This window comes from Paenibacillus xylanexedens, assembly GCF_007676705.1.
GTDB lineage: Bacteria > Bacillota > Bacilli > Paenibacillales > Paenibacillaceae > Paenibacillus > Paenibacillus xylanexedens_C.
This window is the reverse complement of record NZ_VEBF01000001.1, coordinates 1,557,390-1,573,773: the sequence shown is the minus strand read 5'-3', so window position 1 is coordinate 1,573,773 and position 16,384 is coordinate 1,557,390. Positions and strand designations below refer to the sequence as shown.

The 16,384-nt window shown below is 48.0% G+C and carries 17 protein-coding genes; 14 read left to right on the top strand and 3 right to left on the bottom strand.

The genetic code is table 11. The features are described from left to right. Positions 1-153 precede the first annotated feature (153 nt). The 11 genes from cysT (at position 154) to FS628_RS07110 (ending at position 9,290) form a co-directional block, all read left to right on the top strand. A complete protein-coding gene (gene cysT / locus FS628_RS07160) occupies positions 154-969 on the top strand; it encodes a sulfate ABC transporter permease subunit CysT (protein WP_145320373.1) in 816 nt (271 codons plus the stop codon). Continuing rightward, the gene (locus FS628_RS07155; protein WP_145320371.1) at positions 966-1,763 is read left to right on the top strand and encodes a sulfate ABC transporter permease subunit; all 798 of its coding nucleotides are present in this window, start codon (positions 966-968) and stop codon (positions 1,761-1,763) included. The genes cysT and FS628_RS07155 overlap by 4 nt, the downstream gene beginning before the upstream one ends. 1 nt (position 1,764) lies before the next feature. Further along, positions 1,765-2,829 carry a sulfate/molybdate ABC transporter ATP-binding protein gene (locus tag FS628_RS07150; RefSeq protein WP_145320369.1) on the top strand — a complete coding sequence of 355 codons (1,065 nt, stop codon included), beginning with the start codon at positions 1,765-1,767 and terminating at the stop codon, positions 2,827-2,829. 24 nt (positions 2,830-2,853) lie between these two features. Beyond that, positions 2,854-3,918, top strand: coding sequence for a sulfate ABC transporter substrate-binding protein (locus FS628_RS07145; protein WP_145320367.1), 1,065 nt, complete (start codon positions 2,854-2,856; stop codon positions 3,916-3,918). A gap of 153 nt (positions 3,919-4,071) precedes the next feature. Beyond that, positions 4,072-4,518 carry a hypothetical protein gene (locus FS628_RS07140; protein ID WP_145320364.1) on the top strand — a complete coding sequence of 149 codons (447 nt, stop codon included), beginning with the start codon at positions 4,072-4,074 and terminating at the stop codon, positions 4,516-4,518. A gap of 281 nt (positions 4,519-4,799) precedes the next feature. Beyond that, entirely contained in the window at positions 4,800-5,606 is an 807-nt protein-coding gene (locus tag FS628_RS07135; protein ID WP_145320362.1) for an MBL fold metallo-hydrolase, read from the top strand. A 118-nt stretch (positions 5,607-5,724) separates the two neighbouring features. Further along, positions 5,725-6,597, top strand: coding sequence for an RNA polymerase sigma factor (locus FS628_RS07130; protein ID WP_145320360.1), 873 nt, complete (start codon positions 5,725-5,727; stop codon positions 6,595-6,597). A gap of 18 nt (positions 6,598-6,615) precedes the next feature. After that, positions 6,616-7,197, top strand: a complete 582-nt coding sequence (gene clpP, locus FS628_RS07125; protein WP_036610761.1) for an ATP-dependent Clp endopeptidase proteolytic subunit ClpP — start codon at positions 6,616-6,618, stop codon at positions 7,195-7,197. Between the two features lie 227 nt (positions 7,198-7,424). Next, entirely contained in the window at positions 7,425-7,799 is a 375-nt protein-coding gene (locus tag FS628_RS07120) for a GntR family transcriptional regulator (RefSeq protein ID WP_036610760.1), read from the top strand. Positions 7,800-7,804: 5 nt separating this feature from the next. After that, positions 7,805-8,671: an ABC transporter ATP-binding protein gene (locus tag FS628_RS07115; protein ID WP_145320357.1), complete on the top strand. Its 867-nt coding sequence runs from the start codon at positions 7,805-7,807 to the stop codon at positions 8,669-8,671. Then, positions 8,664-9,290, top strand: coding sequence for an ABC-2 transporter permease (locus tag FS628_RS07110; RefSeq protein WP_145320356.1), 627 nt, complete (start codon positions 8,664-8,666; stop codon positions 9,288-9,290). Before FS628_RS07115 ends, FS628_RS07110 begins: the two co-directional genes overlap by 8 nt. A gap of 148 nt (positions 9,291-9,438) precedes the next feature. Here FS628_RS07110 and FS628_RS07105 read toward each other — a convergent pair whose 3' ends face one another. Beyond that, positions 9,439-10,860, bottom strand: a complete 1,422-nt coding sequence (locus FS628_RS07105; protein ID WP_260870947.1) for an aminotransferase-like domain-containing protein — start codon at positions 10,858-10,860, stop codon at positions 9,439-9,441. Between the two features lie 120 nt (positions 10,861-10,980). Between FS628_RS07105 and FS628_RS07100 the strand changes: the two genes are divergently transcribed. Then, positions 10,981-11,919, top strand: coding sequence for a DMT family transporter (locus tag FS628_RS07100; RefSeq protein WP_145320354.1), 939 nt, complete (start codon positions 10,981-10,983; stop codon positions 11,917-11,919). 219 nt (positions 11,920-12,138) lie between these two features. Here the strand turns inward: FS628_RS07100 and FS628_RS07095 are convergent, their stop codons facing one another. Both FS628_RS07095 and FS628_RS07090 read right to left on the bottom strand, forming a co-directional pair. Beyond that, positions 12,139-12,942 (bottom strand): Cof-type HAD-IIB family hydrolase, encoded by an 804-nt coding sequence (locus FS628_RS07095; RefSeq protein ID WP_145320352.1) that lies wholly within the window; start codon positions 12,940-12,942, stop codon positions 12,139-12,141. Positions 12,943-13,186: 244 nt separating this feature from the next. Beyond that, positions 13,187-14,191: a lipoate--protein ligase gene (locus FS628_RS07090; RefSeq protein ID WP_062833160.1), complete on the bottom strand. Its 1,005-nt coding sequence runs from the start codon at positions 14,189-14,191 to the stop codon at positions 13,187-13,189. Between the two features lie 219 nt (positions 14,192-14,410). Between FS628_RS07090 and cobD the strand changes: the two genes are divergently transcribed. Further along, complete coding sequence (gene cobD / locus FS628_RS07085; RefSeq protein WP_145320350.1) at positions 14,411-15,565, top strand: threonine-phosphate decarboxylase CobD; 1,155 nt, start codon at positions 14,411-14,413, stop codon at positions 15,563-15,565. Beyond that, entirely contained in the window at positions 15,546-16,367 is an 822-nt protein-coding gene (locus tag FS628_RS07080; protein WP_145320348.1) for an adenosylcobinamide amidohydrolase, read from the top strand. Before cobD ends, FS628_RS07080 begins: the two co-directional genes overlap by 20 nt. Positions 16,368-16,384: the final 17 nt, after the last annotated feature.

Sequence of the window (16,384 nt, the reverse complement as noted above, 5' to 3'; positions counted from 1 at the left end):
CACTGCAAACTGGTAAAGTATCAGAAAAGCAAAACCAAGTAGACTAATGGGAATAATATTAAAGTAATATAATCCAACTTAGGAAAAATGTCGTATTGAAGCAGGGAGACTGCCGACCGGAATTATAGCCGGAGGCTGGGAGGGAACGCAGCAATGAATACCGTTCTTCGTCATAAGGGATGGACTTGGGGATTTCGCAGTACCGTATTGTTATATTTTATCGTACTTATTGTACTTCCAATCATCGGTGTGTACGTCAATTCCTTCTCCGAAGGATGGAGCAACTTTGTTCAGAGCATTATGGACCCGATCGCGTGGAAAGCCGTCCTGCTGACCATTCGGCTGGCCGTGATAGCCACGTTGATTAATGTGGTGCTGGGCACGATGATCGCCTGGGTGCTGACGCGGTATCGTTTTGTCGGCAGATCGTTTCTCAACAGTCTGGTCGACCTTCCGTTTGCACTGCCAACAGCGGTGGGCGGCTTAATGATTATGCTGCTTTTGGGTCCGGTCAGTGCCATCGGTAAGTTGGCAGAGTCAATGGGATTCGAGATTGTGTTTCATCAGCCCGCAATCGTTATCGCGATGACCTTTGTCACGTTTCCGTTTGTGATTCGTGCGGTGCAGCCATTGCTTGAAGAAATTGATCCTTCCGAGGAAGAGGCCTCGTACACGATGGGGGCATCCAAGGCTCGCACGTTCATGCAGGTGATTCTGCCGTCTATGGCTCCTGGCATGATCAGCGGTGGGATGTTGGCTTTCTCCAGAGGACTCGCTGAATTCGGGGCTGTCGTGCTGGTGGCTGGTAACATCCCGGGAAGAACACTGACCGCTTCCGTATTTATCTACGGGGAGATTGAAAGTGATAATCCAACAGGAGCGGCTGCTGTATCCGTAATACTTCTGACGCTCTCCTTCCTGATCCTCTGGCTGATCAATCTGGTGCAGATGCGGGGGAGAAGACGATGAGAAGACTATTAATCGGACTGACGTTTGCGGTATTTATTGTCCTGCTGATCATCCCGCTCGGACGCATTTTTATTGGCGCATTTGAAGATGGAGCAGGTGGATTCCTGAAAGGGCTGATGCGTCCTGAGGCGCTACATGCCTTGATGATGACCGGACTGGTGGTCCTGGTGGTCACCCTTTTAAATACATTGTTTGGCATCATGATGGCCCTGTATCTGGTTCGTGCCGGGTGGCTGAGTGAACGGGTAAAGGGGCTGCTGAACAGTATCGTAGACCTGCCTTATGCCGTATCTCCTGTCATTGGCGGCTTGATGATTGTTTTGATGCTGGGACCTAACAGCATTATGGGCGCTTTTTTTGAAGGGATTGGATTCAATGTGGTCTATGCCTTCCCGGGTATGGTGATCGCAACGTTATTTGTTACCTTTCCACTGATGGTCAGAGAGGTCATGCCTGTCCTGCAGGAACTTGGTTCTCAGCAAGAGGAGGCCGCATCTACATTGGGCGCCTACGGTTGGAGAACGTTCTGGAGTGTGACCTGGCCTTCGATCCGCTGGGCGGTGGTGTACGGTCTTGTCTTGACGGTTGCGCGTTCACTCGGGGAATTCGGTGCAGTGCTGGTTGTATCCGGTAATATCATGAACAAAACGCAGACAGCAACAACGCTGGTGTATCAGGATGTAGAGAATTTTAATGTAGCAGCCGCAAATGGTGTGGCATTGGTGCTGGTCACCTTCTCCGTCGGGCTGCTGCTCATGATGGAATGGGCCAAGAAGCGAAAGGAAGTGCATTGATATGCATGTAGAAGTCCGTGACTTGAACAAACATTTCGGTGATTTTCATGCGGTAAAAGATGTCTCGTTCGATATTGCCAAAGGCCATCTGATCGGTCTGCTTGGACCCAGCGGAGGCGGGAAAACGTCCATTCTGCGAATGCTTGCGGGTCTTGAGAATCCGGGTTCCGGGGAGATTCGCTTTCACGGAAAAGTCGTGAACCATCTGCCTCCACAGGAGCGGGGCATCGGATTTGTATTCCAGAACTATGCCTTGTTCAAACATATGACGGTATTTGAGAATATCGCCTTTGGACTCAAGGTCAAGAAGACGCCAAAAGCCCAGATCCGTGATCGGGTTATGGAACTGGTTGAATTGACTGGGTTAAAAGGTTTCGAACAGCGCTATCCGCATCAGCTGTCTGGTGGGCAGCGTCAGCGTGTGGCTTTTGCCAGAGCACTTGCTCCTGAGCCGCAGCTGTTATTGCTGGATGAACCGTTCGCAGCCATTGATGCCAAGATCCGTCAGGAACTGCGTTCATGGTTGCGGGAGCTAATCGAGCGTGTAGGGATTACTTCGATATTTGTAACGCATGACCAGGATGAAGCGATTGAAGTGGCGGACGAAATCATGATCATCAGTCAGGGGCGTCTCGAACAGAAGGGCACACCTTGGGATATATACAAAAACCCTCAGACCCCTTTTGTCGCTACATTTATTGGGGAGTCAACGGTTGTGGAGGATGCTTCACAGCTGAAAGGGTTTGAACATGCGGTTGATGGTGAAGGTACACGAGCGCTGATCCGACCGGAGTATATTGAGATCGGTTTGAAAAACGAGTTCACCATGCTGTCTGCAACGGAAAAAGGTACAGTCAAACATCTTCATTTCCGCGGAAGTGAGTGGATGGTAGAGGTGGAAGTGCAGGGTCACAAGTTAATTACGTATCGTTCCTTGGAGAAGACGACACTGGAGATCGGCCAATCAATTCGGGTCCTTGTGCATCGTGCCTATCTGTTCAATGATTCCAACAGTTGGGTCGTTGAGAACCGACTGAAGGAAGATCCGATGCCGGTAATGATATAGACGAGTGAAAGAAAGGGGCTGCCCATGCAGACGAGGAAGAAGAAAGTCATACTTTTATACGTTGCCCTCATGCTTCTGCTCGTCTGCATGACCGCTGGATGCAGCAAGCAGGAGGAGTCAAGCGAACAGAACGAGCTCTCTGGTAACGATTCATCCAATACACTGGTGATCGGTGCTTATAGTGTAGCCAAAGACGCTGTAGGCGAGTTGCTACCCAAATTCCAGGAGGAGTGGAAAGCGAAGACTGGACAGACGATTAACTTCCAGGAATCGTATGAAGCTTCGGGTACACAGGCAAGAGCCATCGTTGGTGGATTCGAGGCTGATGTAGCCCTGCTCGCGATGGAGAGCGATATCGACAAGCTGGTCAAGGCTGATCTGGTTAGCTCCGATTGGAAACAGACCCCTAATGAGGGCATGATCACCCGTTCAATTGTTGTTCTGGGCACAAGAGCAGGCAACCCGCTGGGTATTCGTGATTTTCAGGACTTAACCAAGCCGGGAGTGAAGGTACTCTACCCTAATCCAAAGACATCCGGGGGCGCACAATGGGATATCAATGCCATTTATGGTGCCGGATTGAAACTGTCGGAGGAGCAAGAGGGTAAGAAAGATCCTGCCGCAGCCAAGGTTTTTCTCGAACAGGTACATCGCAACGTGGAATCATTGGACAAGAGTGGTCGTTCTTCCATGGCGGCATTCGAGTATGGAGTCGGTGATGTAATCGTCACGTACGAAAATGAATTGCTTGCCCGGATCGCCAAAGGTGTAGATTATGATATCGTCGTTCCGAAGAATACGATCCTGATTGAGAACCCGGCAGTCGTGGTGAATAAATATGCCGACAAACATGGAAATCGTGAACTGGCAGAAGCTTTTGTCGCATATCTGCGTACACTGGAAGCACAGCACATTTTTGCGAAACATGGTTTTCGTTCAGTAGATCCGGATGTATTTGCACAGACGGAGTCCACATTCCCAACGCCAGAAGGACTATTTGATATCAATTATCTAGGGGGATGGGACGAGGTTCGCAGTACGTTGTACTCCAAGCGCGGCGTGTGGTATCAGGTGCTCGCGGGAATATGAGTATTGCTGATGCAATCGAATAGGTAACTGAGCATATGGATACTAAACCTTCATTTCAATGGAAGTAGAGATGGAGGTTTTTTACTGCCAAAAGGTTATAATAGAGGTATACTGAATCATGATTGTTACATAGTGCAGGAAGGTGTGAGTTGGATGAGTTCAGAGATCAAATTATCCCAAAGTACAGCAATTCGACTGGAGCAGGCCCGCGGTAAGGGGATGCCTGAGGAAGAACTATTGAAAGCCATTCAAGCCAAAGATGTTTCCGCTTTTGACGCCGTGTCTGAAGAGGAATACCGATATAACGAATTTTTCTCGTATGCGGACGAGCATGGTGAGAATCTGGAGGCAGCAGTAAAAGATGGGTACCGGATTACCTTTAATACGCGTGGTGGACTCGGAATCTGGTTGGAAAAGGCCTTTAAGGTACAGCCGGAGAAAGACTTCACGGTAGGTGAAGGTGTAGTAACCGGATTACAATTGAAACAGGAACAGGCAGAGGTGCTGGCGAAGCGGCTTGCGTCGAACTGGGTCATTACGGATTCGAAGGATGTACCTGCGGGTCAGGAACTGACGTTGAAGCTGCGGGCGCTGGTGTAATTCCAGCGCTGGGTTAATGTGACTTGAATCAATTGGTCATGGCCTGGCAAAAGGTAAAGCCTGATCTTCATACGGGCGACCCAGGTATAAAGGGGCGCTCAGATGTGGATGAACGTAAGCTCCTATGGAGCGAAGCATAGAGATGAAGTCTGACGGTGAACGGTCAGACGACAGACTGTCCCGAATTGCAGTGTAGAACTGCAGCGGGATGGTCTTTTTTTTTGCAAAAACAGGGGTGGGCGATTACAATTTACATATCATTAATTCAGGGGGAATGCGGATTGAATCAGCTAACATTTCTGGGCACTGGCGATGCGATGGGCGTTCCACGTGTGTATTGTAATTGCGACGTATGTACAGAGGCGAGGTTTACAGGAGAGAATAGACGGAAACGCTCTTCTGTTCTGATTGACGGTGATGGTGATGGTGCTAACGAACAGTTCATGATTGACTGCGGACCAGACTGGAGATCACAGATGGAGGATCAGGGGTTGCGTATGGTGCATACGCTACTTGTCACTCATGCGCATTTTGACCATATTGGAGGATTGCCGGAATGGGCGGATGCGTGTCGCTGGCTGGGTGTGAAGGGGCGTTTATATGCGCCACGTGAAGTAATTGTTACGATTCAGGGACAGTTTCCCTGGTTGGGGCGTCATATGGACTTTCTGGAAACGGATGATGATATTCAGCTTGGAGGATGGAAGGTGCATTCATGGAAGGTCTGCCACGGTAAAAACGGTTATTCCTATGCGTATCGACTCGAACGGGAAGGGTATAGCTGGGCGTACTGTTCAGATGCCATTGACCTGAAAGCAACCGAGAAAGAGCCGTTGCACGGACTGGATCTGCTGGTGCTCGGAACGAGCTTTGTGCATGAGCTTGCGGAATTCTCGACACGTTCCGTATACGATATGCGCGAGGCGCAGGATCTGCTGTGGGAACTGAAGCCAGGTCATACCTATTTTACACATATGTCTCATGACGTCGATGTACGGCAGAATTATAATCTGGATCAAGGCATTACGATTGCCCTTACCGGGATGAAGGTAACGCTTGGAACCGTATATCCGGACGCGAACGCGTAACTCAGCTTAACGAGCGTAACAAAAATAAATTCAGAAGAGCGTATCCTTTACAAGGGGTTCTTCGTTTACATAGTGTAAGTCAAAATCAATCAGGAACCAGCAAAGGGGGGCCCCCAAGATGGCCTTTGTGAAGTCCGTGGATTGCAGAATCAACAGACCACATGATGATGGTAAAAAAGATCAATCTAATATTGAATCCGGTGGCAACGCCGGACAAAATCAAATGAACCGAAGCATCCATGCCGTGTTACCTGACCTGATGGGTTCGTTGTATGCGTACTGTTTATCTTTGACGAAATCAGTTCCAGAGACGGAAGATCTGGTTCAGGAGACCTGTCTCAAAGTGTTGTCGTCGAGTGTAATTGGAACTTCCGGGATGAATAAAGATATAAACTGGGAAGCTTATCTGATCCGTATTGCGCGCAACAGCTGGATCGATATCTTACGCCAGCGTGAAAGAATGGCCTATAAACTGGACAGCTTGAAGCCACTCCTGCACGAAATAGAGGAAGAAAGGCAATTCGAGGAATTGGAATCTGCCGTTCAACTCCTTATAGATAAGCTACCACCGTGGCAGCGAGCGATATATGTATTACGTGAATTAATGGGTTATAAGGCGGCAGAGACTGCGGAAATGTTGGATACGACAGAGGGCGCAGTGAAAGCAGCGTTAAGTCGAGCCCGCTCTGCCATAGCCGAAGTGAGGCACAGGTTGGAGCAATCGGATACTGAATTGCAGTATGATGAAGGCATAGTGGCAAACAATCGGGAGGAACTGCGCAGCTATCTGCTGGCATTTCGTAATGGTGATACAGCCCGAATTATTGATCTGTGCCTGAATCGGACTGATGATCCGATGGCTGTGGCGGGTACGATTTTGCAGCAGGCTTTGCCGTCTCCATCCATGCAGCCAATGATGTACGGGTACTCCACTTCTGGCACGAATTCGATGTCGTATGGAGGAGGATACACGGTCACCATGGTTGCCTAAACCGAGGAGGCGACATACATGAATGTAGTGCCATATGTAGTGGAACAGACAGCTCGCGGAGAACGGAGCTATGATATTTATTCACGTTTGCTCAAAGACCGGATCATTATGGTGTCCGGGGAGATCGAGGATCAGATGGCGAATGCCATTGTGGCCCAGTTGTTATTTTTGACTGCGGAGGACCCGGAGAAGGATATCCAAATGTACATTAACAGTCCTGGTGGATCGGTGACTGCGGGATTCTCGATCTATGACACGATGCAATTCGTGAAGCCGGATATCTCCACGATCTGTACAGGTATGGCGGCGAGCTTTGGCACGATCTTGCTGGTGGGTGGAACAAAAGGCAAGCGTATGGCGCTGCCGAACAGTGAGATCATGATCCATCAGCCGCATGGCGGTACACGAGGGCAGGCGTCGGATATGCTGATTCATGCTAACCGCATCATTCAACACCGTCAACGTCTTAACAAGCTGTTAGCCGACCATACAGGACAGTCGATTGAGCGGATTGAGAAGGACTCGGATCGAGACTATTTCCTGACTGCTGCTGAAGCAGTCGAATATGGATTGGTGGATAAGGTAATATCCAGCACATAAAATAAGCCCGGAAGGCCATGTGACCTTTCGGGCTTGATTAATCAAGAGGACGAACAGGAAACTGACGTCCTCTTTTTGTCATCCAGATTAGCTAACCCGTGTCTATGGATCGAATCAGAATGAGAATAATGTGAAATAAAGATTGACCATCAGTAGGTATAGTGTATATATTATATATATACACTATACCTACTGAAAATTATCTAACATCAATGGGGTGAGGAAAGATTAACATTTTAATATCGAACGCTTCGAGCGATCCGATCTATATGCAGATTTTAACTCAGATCAGACAAAGCATCTTGAGCGGAGAATTGGTTGCTGGAGATAGTCTTCCCTCCATTCGGCAGCTCGCCAAGGATCTGCAAGTCAGTGTTATTACAACTAAACGTGTCTATGAAGAGCTGGAGAAAGAGAAACTGATCGATTCAGTTGTAGGCAAAGGGAGCTTTGTATCCGGAGCCAATCAGGATTTTATTCGAGAGCGGCGGATGAAACAATTGGAAGAGAAGATGCTCGAAGTGATTCGTGAGAGCAGAGAACTGGGCATGAGTTCACAGGATGTAATCCATCATCTTACATTGTTGGTTGAGGAGGAATAAGCATAATGAACGCGATCGAATTACGTAATGTAACCAAAACGTATCCTTTATTTAAAGTAGATAATGTATCTCTGGATGTGAAAAAAGGATATATCACGGGACTTATTGGTCCGAATGGTGCGGGAAAGAGTACTTTGATCAAAATGATCACGGGTCTGATCCATCCCGATAAGGGGAGCCTCAAGACATTGGGCAGCCAGATGCCCAATCAGGAAGTTGACATCAAGCAACGCCTGGGCATTGTGTCCGATGAATGCTTTTATTATGAGCATCTGACGATCCGTGAGATGACACAAATGATCGCTCCTTTTTACACCAAATGGGACAATAAAGCGTTCAATGACTACTTGGATCAGTTCGAACTGTCTCCCAAAAAGAAAATCCAGGATCTGTCCAAAGGCATGAAGATCAAGTATTCTCTCGCCGTAGCTTTGTCGCATGAAGCAGATTTGCTGATTATGGATGAACCAACATCCGGGCTTGATCCTGTATTTAGGCGGGAACTGCTCGATCTGCTTGCAGATATGATACAGGACGAAACAAGGTCCATTATTTTCTCGACGCATATTACGACCGATCTGGAACGTATTGCAGACTACATTACGTTTATTCATCAAGGAAAACTGGTGTTCAATGAAGCCAAAGATGATGTGCTGGAAAGGTATACGATTGTAAAAGGGGATATGGATCTGCTTGATTCCGACATTCGGAAACATTTCATCGGAATACGCGAGACAGCCGTTGGTTTTGAAGCATTGTCGGATCATAAGGCAGAGGCCGAACAGTTATTTGGCAGGCTTGCTCTTTTACAAAGACCTACGTTGGAAGACCTCATTTATTTTACGGCGAAGGGAGGACGCAAATATGCTTAACTTGCTTCGTAAAGATTTCATTGTACTGAAAAGTTCACTGTGGACGATTGGGTTATACCTGGTGGTATTTAGTCTCGCCTTTATACCCCAGAGTGAAATGTCAATGTATTTTGTAGGCATCTACACAGCCTTTGGTTCGGTCATGCTGGCAACCATGATTGATATCAAGAACCATAATCACAATTTCCTGGTCACACTCCCCGTTAGCCGCAAACAGATTGTAAAAGCCAAGTACCTCTCTGCTATAGTCTATACCCTGTTCGGGGTGCTCGCGTCGTTTGGAATTCACCAGCTTGTGAACCTGAATTATCCTGAACTGAACAAGCCGAATTATTCACTTAGGGATATTGTCATTGCCGTAGGCATGGTGCTTGTATTAGTTTCCATATACATGCCTCTTTTCTACGGACTTAGCAAAAAAGGTGCTGGCATCATCAATGCGATATTCATGGTCTGCATGATTATTTTGGCGCAACCCGTTGCGTACCTCATGAGTATGGCCAACGAGAACGGCATAATTACCACGACGACAATGACGTTGGTTTCCGTAGGCATTATAGGTTTGTTTTTTGCGTCCTATCTCATCACCATTCGCTTGTTTGCAAGAAAAGACCTTTGAGCACAGAGCGGGTTGCAGGTAAAGAGTAAAGAGTAAAGAACATCAAAAGTAAAGTCGCCACAAGGCGACTTTTTTTGATGTAGCAGGGTGAGAGGGCAATTGCACTTGATATTCTTCGGAGTGACGTCAGTTCCAGGGAATCCAAACGTTACATTTCTTTCGCAAGCGTAATAAGTCTGCTCATGCCTTCCCGAATCTGCTGCTCATGTGCATAAGAGAAGGACAGGCGCAGCTTGCGACTGGCGGAATTATCCGAAGAATCAAATACGGTTCCGGGTACAAAGGCAACGGATTGTTCCATGCATCGGTGAAGCAGTTTTCCGGTATCCACGCCTTCAGGAAGCTCCGCCCAAAAGTTGAGTCCGCCCTCAGGCCGGGTCCACGTCCAGTCCGTTTCCAGCAGACACTGTTCCATTACTTCCATCCGTAGCTGGATGGCGGTCCGCAGCTTGGACAGATGTTGATGCATACGTTCTGATTGAAAATAACGGAGAAAAAGCTTCTGGTTCAGAAGGGGCGATCCGTTATCTGTCAGTGATTTCACAGCCTGTAGTCCTGGCATGAATCGCTGGCGGCATATGATGGCTGCAATCCTTAGCCCGGGTGCAACATACTTGCTGTAACTACGGATGTACAGGGTGTGTCCAGTGGTGTCGTAGGTGAAAATGGGTGCAGGAGGTTTCTCTTTAAAATAGATATCATAGGTGCTATCGTCTTCGAGCAGAAAACAACCATACTGTTCTGCAAGTTCGGGTAACTGCTTACGCTGTTCTACTGGAACATTAACGCCGGTCGGATTATGATAGGTTGGCGTCGTGTAGAATAAGCGTGGTTTCTCCGTTTTCATCAGATGCTCAATCTGCTCCAAATCATACCCATCCGAATGAATATCCGTAAAGATCAGACGAGCACCCTGCTTTCGGAAAATTTCCATTGCAGGCCCATACGTGGGCCTATCCATCAGAACACGATCACCGGGTTTGACCAAGCTGCGGGAGATCACATCAATGGCCTGCTGGGCCCCCGAAGTAATGAGCACTTCGTCTGCGGAGAGATAGAAGCGTTCTTTTTTCGTTAGATGGGTTGCCAGCGCACTTCGCAATTCCAGATCTCCCTGAATCGTGGAATACGTTCCGAGCAAACGGGGATATTGATCCAGCAGATCACGCATCAGTTCTCCCCAATACCGGTTGGGCAGCAGAGAGGGATCGATTAACGATTTGGAAAATTGGTATTCTGCTTCTAGAGACTGTACCCGCGCTAGTGAATCCCAATGCAGCCAAGCAGACACAGCAGGATCATCCGCCTGATCCGTTACAGAGAATGGGGTCGCTGGACTGACATAATAGCCAGACTTATCCTTTACATACACATTTCCACGTTCCTTTAACTCCTGATAGGCTTTGAAAACGGTCAAGCGATGTACGCCGAGTAGCTCGGACAGGCTTCGTACAGATGGCAGTTTTTCATGTTCAGCCCACTCTCCCGCTTCTATACGCACAACGAGATAATGGATTACTTGCTCATATAGTTTCAGGCTGTTATCTGTCATCATCATGGTTTTGCCCACCCGGCTCACGCTCCTTTTGAATTCTATTGTAACAGTAAACGGAAGATATCTGTTCTGTTTTGTTCATTCTGTTCTGTAGACAGTGCTATATGATGGAGAACAGATGAAGGAGGGGCTAGCATGGTTGGGATCGCATTTACCGTAATGTGTCTTATTTTTGGAACAACGTTTCTGGCAATCAAAATTGGAGTGGAGGCAGGCATGCCGCCTTTTCTGTCCGCTGGGCTCCGTTTTATCGTTGCAGGGGCTTTGATGTTTACATGGATGTGGATGAAGGGAAAGGTCAATATTTCCCTGCTATGGCGTAAAGAAATGCTCATTACAGGTGCAGGACTGACGTTTGGTACATTTGCGACCTTATATTGGGCTGAACAATATGTGAGTTCGGGCGTTGGTGCGATTTTGTCAGCCACAGGTCCACTCATGATTATGCTGATGCAGACAGCTTTGTTGCGACAAAAAACATCTGCACGCATGATTATGGGATGTCTGATCGGCTTTGCCGGAGTTGTGCTTGTCGTTCTGCCGGGTGTGTCCATTGGTGGAAGTCCACTATGGCTATGGGGCTGTATTGCCGTTCTGGTGGGAGAAGTGTGTTATTCAGCAGGCGCACTATACTCCAAGAAGGTTATCAATCAGTTCAAAGAAGCAAACCCCGTAGCGATTAACGCAGTACAGATGATGTATGGAGGACTATTGTTAACCTTGCTCTCAGCGGTGACAGAATCCTGGAATATGTCCGCTCTGGATTGGGTGCCTGCTGTCTCGTCCGTCATTTATTTGACGGTAGTTGGTTCAATGGTAGGTCACAGCCTGTTCTACTGGATCATGTCTCGCACGAATCCGCTGTTCCCGGCAACCTGGCTGTACATCTCCCCGCCGATTGCGGTTGGTCTGGGTGCCGTTGTCTATAATGAACATGTCAGTGGGATTACATGGATCGGTGTGGCACTGGTCGTTACAGGTTTGCTAGCGATGAACGAGAAAGTGATGGGGTGGTTAAAACGAGGTGGGCGCACAAATCCACTGGTTCAGACTTCCAAAACTGTGGTGAAATAATTTGCGATTGCGGCTATTTGGGACGAAAAGGTGAATTCGATGAAAAGTATGGGGATAAGAGTAAATAAGTCTTACTTATTTCAGATTCGTAATTAAGTGACAATAAGATTGGTTTGAAAATAAGAACAGCCCTGCACAAGGAGTTAACGTTGTGCAGGGCTGTTTGTTTTTTGTGTTTTAATCAAAACACATTTTGTGCAAAAATGCTTTGCTTGAACCTTACTCTGCGTTCAGTACAAACTTCTCGATAACCTCTTTCACGCCATCTTCGTTATTGCTCGCCGTAATGTAATCAGCCAGCTCTTTAAGAGCAGGGATTGCATTGCCCATCGCTACACCAAGTCCTGCAACTTCCAGCATCTCATGGTCATTCCAAGAGTCGCCAATGGCAATGCACTCGCTCAATTGGTGACCAAAGTGGTCTGCGAGGAATGTAAGGGCGTGGCCTTTAGTTCCTTCATTGTGCATGATCTCCAGGAAGTAAGGTTTGGACTTCGTAATATGCACTTGTGGTCCAAGCAATTCACGCAGGTCAACGGCAACCTTATCCAAGTAGTCCGGCTCATCGATGATGAGCAGTTTCGGTGTTTGTTGTTCAATTACTTTGATGAAATCAGATTCGATGTAATATTGTGTGCCGTTCAATTTGGCATAATCACGCAGTTTGTCGTTTTCTTCACGAGCATACAACTTGTCATCGATATACGTTTGAAGGTGGAGATTGTTCTCCAAGCAATAATCGTACAATTTGCGGGAAGCCTCCTGCGGAACGTAACGCTCATAGAGTACTTTTTCGTCCAGCAAGTTTTTCACCAATGCACCTTGATACGTAATGATCGGTACGTTAAGACCAGTTTGACGAGCAAGCGCTTGTGCAGAAGCATAAGCACGTCCAGTCGCTAGCGTTACAGTTACACCATGGGCAACGGCTTGTTCCAATGCAGTCTGCGTAGCAGGGGTTACTTCCTTATTGTCGTTGATCAGAGTGTCATCAATATCAATTGCGATTAATTTGTAGGTCATATAAGTTTCTCTCCTTTTTATCTGTATCTATACTAACGAACGAAAAAATAAGGTTTACACGAGGCCACTTCGAATACAGATTCATCTTTCGATCGCTGTTATCCCCGGATTTTTTTTGATTCCATTCCCCCAAGGGGGAAATCCGTTGATAAAGGCGAACGCTTCGCTTCTCCCGATGAATTCTGTCTTCTCCGTTAACGTGTAAAGTTAGGCTTCGTTCTAAAACTATGCTTACATCTAAAACCTACTCCTCCAGGAAAACAAGGCCGATAAAGTCTTCCAGCTCCAGGTTGCCGAAGTAGTGTTTTACATCCAGGCCCTCAAGTGCAGTCCGCACCTCGGATTCCTCATAACGCTTGCCGCGCAGCATATCTTCGATATCCGCCACATCGCCTACGCCGAAGAAGTCGCCGAAGATTTTGATATCTTCAATTCGTCCATCCTTGATGTTCATGCGCAGGTCAATAATGCCGACAGGGAATTTCCGGGTATGCTTCACATTGCTTTCTGGAGACAGACCATAGTTCCAGTCCCAGTTGCTATAACGCTCGGCAGAGATTTCTTTGATCTTGTCCCAGTCTTTCTCTGTGAGTGTATATTGCGGGACATCCTGTGGCTCCATCCGGAAAATGTGACGTAACAGCTCATCGCGGAATTGCTCAATCGTTAGGTTACTATCGATCAGGTCACGAATGTTGGCGACCCGGCTGCGCACGGATTTGGTACTCTTGGATTTGAATTTCTCGGGATTCACGTTCAGGGATGCCTGTACATGATCCAGATTCAGGTTAAACATCAATGTGCCGTGACTGAACATGCGTCCGCGGGTGGAGAATTGGGCATTGCCCGAAATTTTCTTTTCTCCCACTTGCAGATCGTTGCGCCCGGTTAGTTCAGCATTAACCCCAAGTTCCTGCAAGGCTTCAACCACAGGCTGGGTGAATTTGCGGAAGTTGTGGAAGGATTGACCGTCATCGGCTGTAATGAAACTAAAATTCAGGTTGCCGAGGTCGTGATATACTGCTCCGCCTCCCGAGAGACGACGGACAACCTGTACACCGTTATCTTGCACGTATTCGATATTAATCTCTTCAATGGTATTCTGGTGCTTTCCGATAATAATGGACGGGCGATTGATGTAGAACAGCAGGTAGCTGTCATCCTCCATCGGCAGATGCTTCAGAATATACTCCTCAATCGCGAGGTTTACAGACGGATCTGTAATGCCCTGGTTATCAACAAACAGCATGGTCATTCCTCCATTAATATATGTGAGGGATTGAGATCCCTTATGTAGTGATGCTGTACAGACTGAAATTCCTTCTCTATTGTAAACGAATTGTGGATGGGACACAAAGGAATTAGGACAAGTTTGCCGGGATTGGAAGGAACACACCTAAAACGGGATTGACCCGTACCTCCCACGCCATCCATAATAAAAAGGACATGTAGAAAGGGTGACGGAAGAATGACCGGTTATATCGAAGTTTTCGGACATGGCGGTGACGTGGAGACGGCCGCATCCCGGTTTGGGGGGAGCGCTGCAGATTTTATCGATTTTAGCGCAAATATCAATCCATTGGGCCCACCAATGGAAGTCTTGGAGGCTTTGGAGCAAGGATTGCTGTCGGTTCTTCGTTATCCTGATCCGGGTCATCGTGAGTTCAAATCATTACTGAGTGAACGTTTAGGTGTGCCACAGAACCATATTTCGGTGGGCAATGGCGCTGCCGAAAGCATGGCGCTGATCTTGCTCGGACTTGCTCCGCGGAAGGTCGGCACAGTAGAACCCGGATTTTCGGAATATCGTTCTTTAGCGCGACAATTCGGTGCGGAAGTCCAGCATGTTGAGGGACGAGAAGAGCTGGAGTGGCGTGCTGAACCTGAGGACATTGAACGACTAATGGAACAGGTAGACCTGCTGTTCCTCGGTCAGCCGAACAATCCGAATGGCGTACAGTATCCGGTGGAGGTACTGGATCGTCTTGCCCGCAAAGCAGAGAAAACAGGTACTGTCCTGGTCATCGATGAGGCGTTTATGGATTTCATACCTGAATCAAGGCGACAATCCCTTGCACCCAGATTGGACGAATATCCACAGGTGATCATCATCCGATCGATGACGAAGTTTTATGCCATTCCGGGTCTGCGTCTGGGGTATGCCTTGGGGCGTCCTGAATGGATTCGTGCCATGACGGAGAAACAAGTGACCTGGAGTGTGAATGGATTGGCGTTGATTGCAGGTGAAGCCTGTCTGCGCAGCGGAGAACGGTTCGAACAGGACACACTGGCACAGATCGCACGGGAACGTGCGCGTTTAACGAAAGGATTGGAGTCGTATGGTTGTGTGGTAACGCCGGGAGAAGCCAATTTTATTCTGATCCAACTGTCTGAGCCCTGGACAGCGGCATCCATGCAGGCGGCTTTGGGTAAGCGTGGGATTCTGATCCGTAGCTGTGCCATGTATCCAGGACTTGGTGAGCGACATGTTCGCTTGGCAGTAAAGGACGCAGAGGCCAACGAGCGCTTACTCGAAGTGTTAGGAAGTGTAATGGAGCAGCCATACCACAAGCGACACATGATTGGAGCAGGGGGAACGTGGGATGACACTGGCGTTTTATAATTACTACAAGAATGCACAGGCAGACGAGAACGAATATCGTTCCTCTTCGTGGCCCGGGCTGAAGATTACTGCACATGATCAACATATCAGAGCTGCAAGTCCTTCTGTTGCAAGTGCGCTTTCCAGTGCGGTGTATGGCGGCGGGATGCTCGAACTGGATCGGATATTTAACATCTATGTGGATCGGCATTATCGCTGTGATGATCCTCCTCGCGATATCGAACGTTCTCTGAATGAATGGCAGGAGCAGCTTGATCAATGTGCGGGACTGTTGACTGCGGTTAGACTGGAGCATACCTCCATTCAGGAATACGCCAGTGAGGAATTCGGAATTCTGTGTTGTACAACAGCCGGGGTGTCCAATGCTGCGCGGGCAGGTTCCGTAAGAACCGTATTTGATACGGAGGGAAACGAGACTGTTGCTGTAAGACCTTTAAAATCAACAACCCAATCTCAAATCATGAAACCTTACGTCCCGGGCACGATTAACGTCATGTTATGGTTGAACGGACGCATGACATCTGGAGCCATGGTGAATGCCGTCCAGACTGCGGTGGAAGCCAAAGCAGCGGCGCTGGCTGATTACGGTGTTGCGGACTCGGAGAACGGGCTGCTGGCCACAGGAACGACAACGGATGCTATTGTACTTGCGGTGAGTCAGGTGGACGAGCATAAGCCGCTAATTGCTTACACAGGAACGGCGACGGTTATTGGTGCGACCATTGGCAGGTTGGTGTATGACACGATCATGGAAAGCCTGCAAGCGGGACAGCAGTGGAAAGAGAGGAACAGGGTAAAATGATATTACAGATAGGGCAA

What these genes read in the sequence shown, in the direction of transcription:
- cysT (WP_145320373.1), top strand. Translation starts at nt 154, where the DNA reads ATGAATACCGTTCTTCGTCATAAGGGATGGACTTGGGGATTTCGCAGT.
- FS628_RS07155 (WP_145320371.1), top strand. Translation starts at nt 966, where the DNA reads ATGAGAAGACTATTAATCGGACTGACGTTTGCGGTATTTATTGTCCTG.
- FS628_RS07150 (WP_145320369.1), top strand. Translation starts at nt 1,765, where the DNA reads ATGCATGTAGAAGTCCGTGACTTGAACAAACATTTCGGTGATTTTCAT.
- FS628_RS07145 (WP_145320367.1), top strand. Translation starts at nt 2,854, where the DNA reads ATGCAGACGAGGAAGAAGAAAGTCATACTTTTATACGTTGCCCTCATG.
- FS628_RS07140 (WP_145320364.1), top strand. Translation starts at nt 4,072, where the DNA reads ATGAGTTCAGAGATCAAATTATCCCAAAGTACAGCAATTCGACTGGAG.
- FS628_RS07130 (WP_145320360.1), top strand. Translation starts at nt 5,725, where the DNA reads ATGGCCTTTGTGAAGTCCGTGGATTGCAGAATCAACAGACCACATGAT.
- clpP (WP_036610761.1), top strand. Translation starts at nt 6,616, where the DNA reads ATGAATGTAGTGCCATATGTAGTGGAACAGACAGCTCGCGGAGAACGG.
- FS628_RS07115 (WP_145320357.1), top strand. Translation starts at nt 7,805, where the DNA reads ATGAACGCGATCGAATTACGTAATGTAACCAAAACGTATCCTTTATTT.
- FS628_RS07110 (WP_145320356.1), top strand. Translation starts at nt 8,664, where the DNA reads ATGCTTAACTTGCTTCGTAAAGATTTCATTGTACTGAAAAGTTCACTG.
- FS628_RS07100 (WP_145320354.1), top strand. Translation starts at nt 10,981, where the DNA reads ATGGTTGGGATCGCATTTACCGTAATGTGTCTTATTTTTGGAACAACG.
- FS628_RS07095 (WP_145320352.1), bottom strand. Translation starts at nt 12,942, where the DNA reads ATGACCTACAAATTAATCGCAATTGATATTGATGACACTCTGATCAAC.
- FS628_RS07090 (WP_062833160.1), bottom strand. Translation starts at nt 14,191, where the DNA reads ATGCTGTTTGTTGATAACCAGGGCATTACAGATCCGTCTGTAAACCTC.
- cobD (WP_145320350.1), top strand. Translation starts at nt 14,411, where the DNA reads ATGACCGGTTATATCGAAGTTTTCGGACATGGCGGTGACGTGGAGACG.
- FS628_RS07080 (WP_145320348.1), top strand. Translation starts at nt 15,546, where the DNA reads ATGACACTGGCGTTTTATAATTACTACAAGAATGCACAGGCAGACGAG.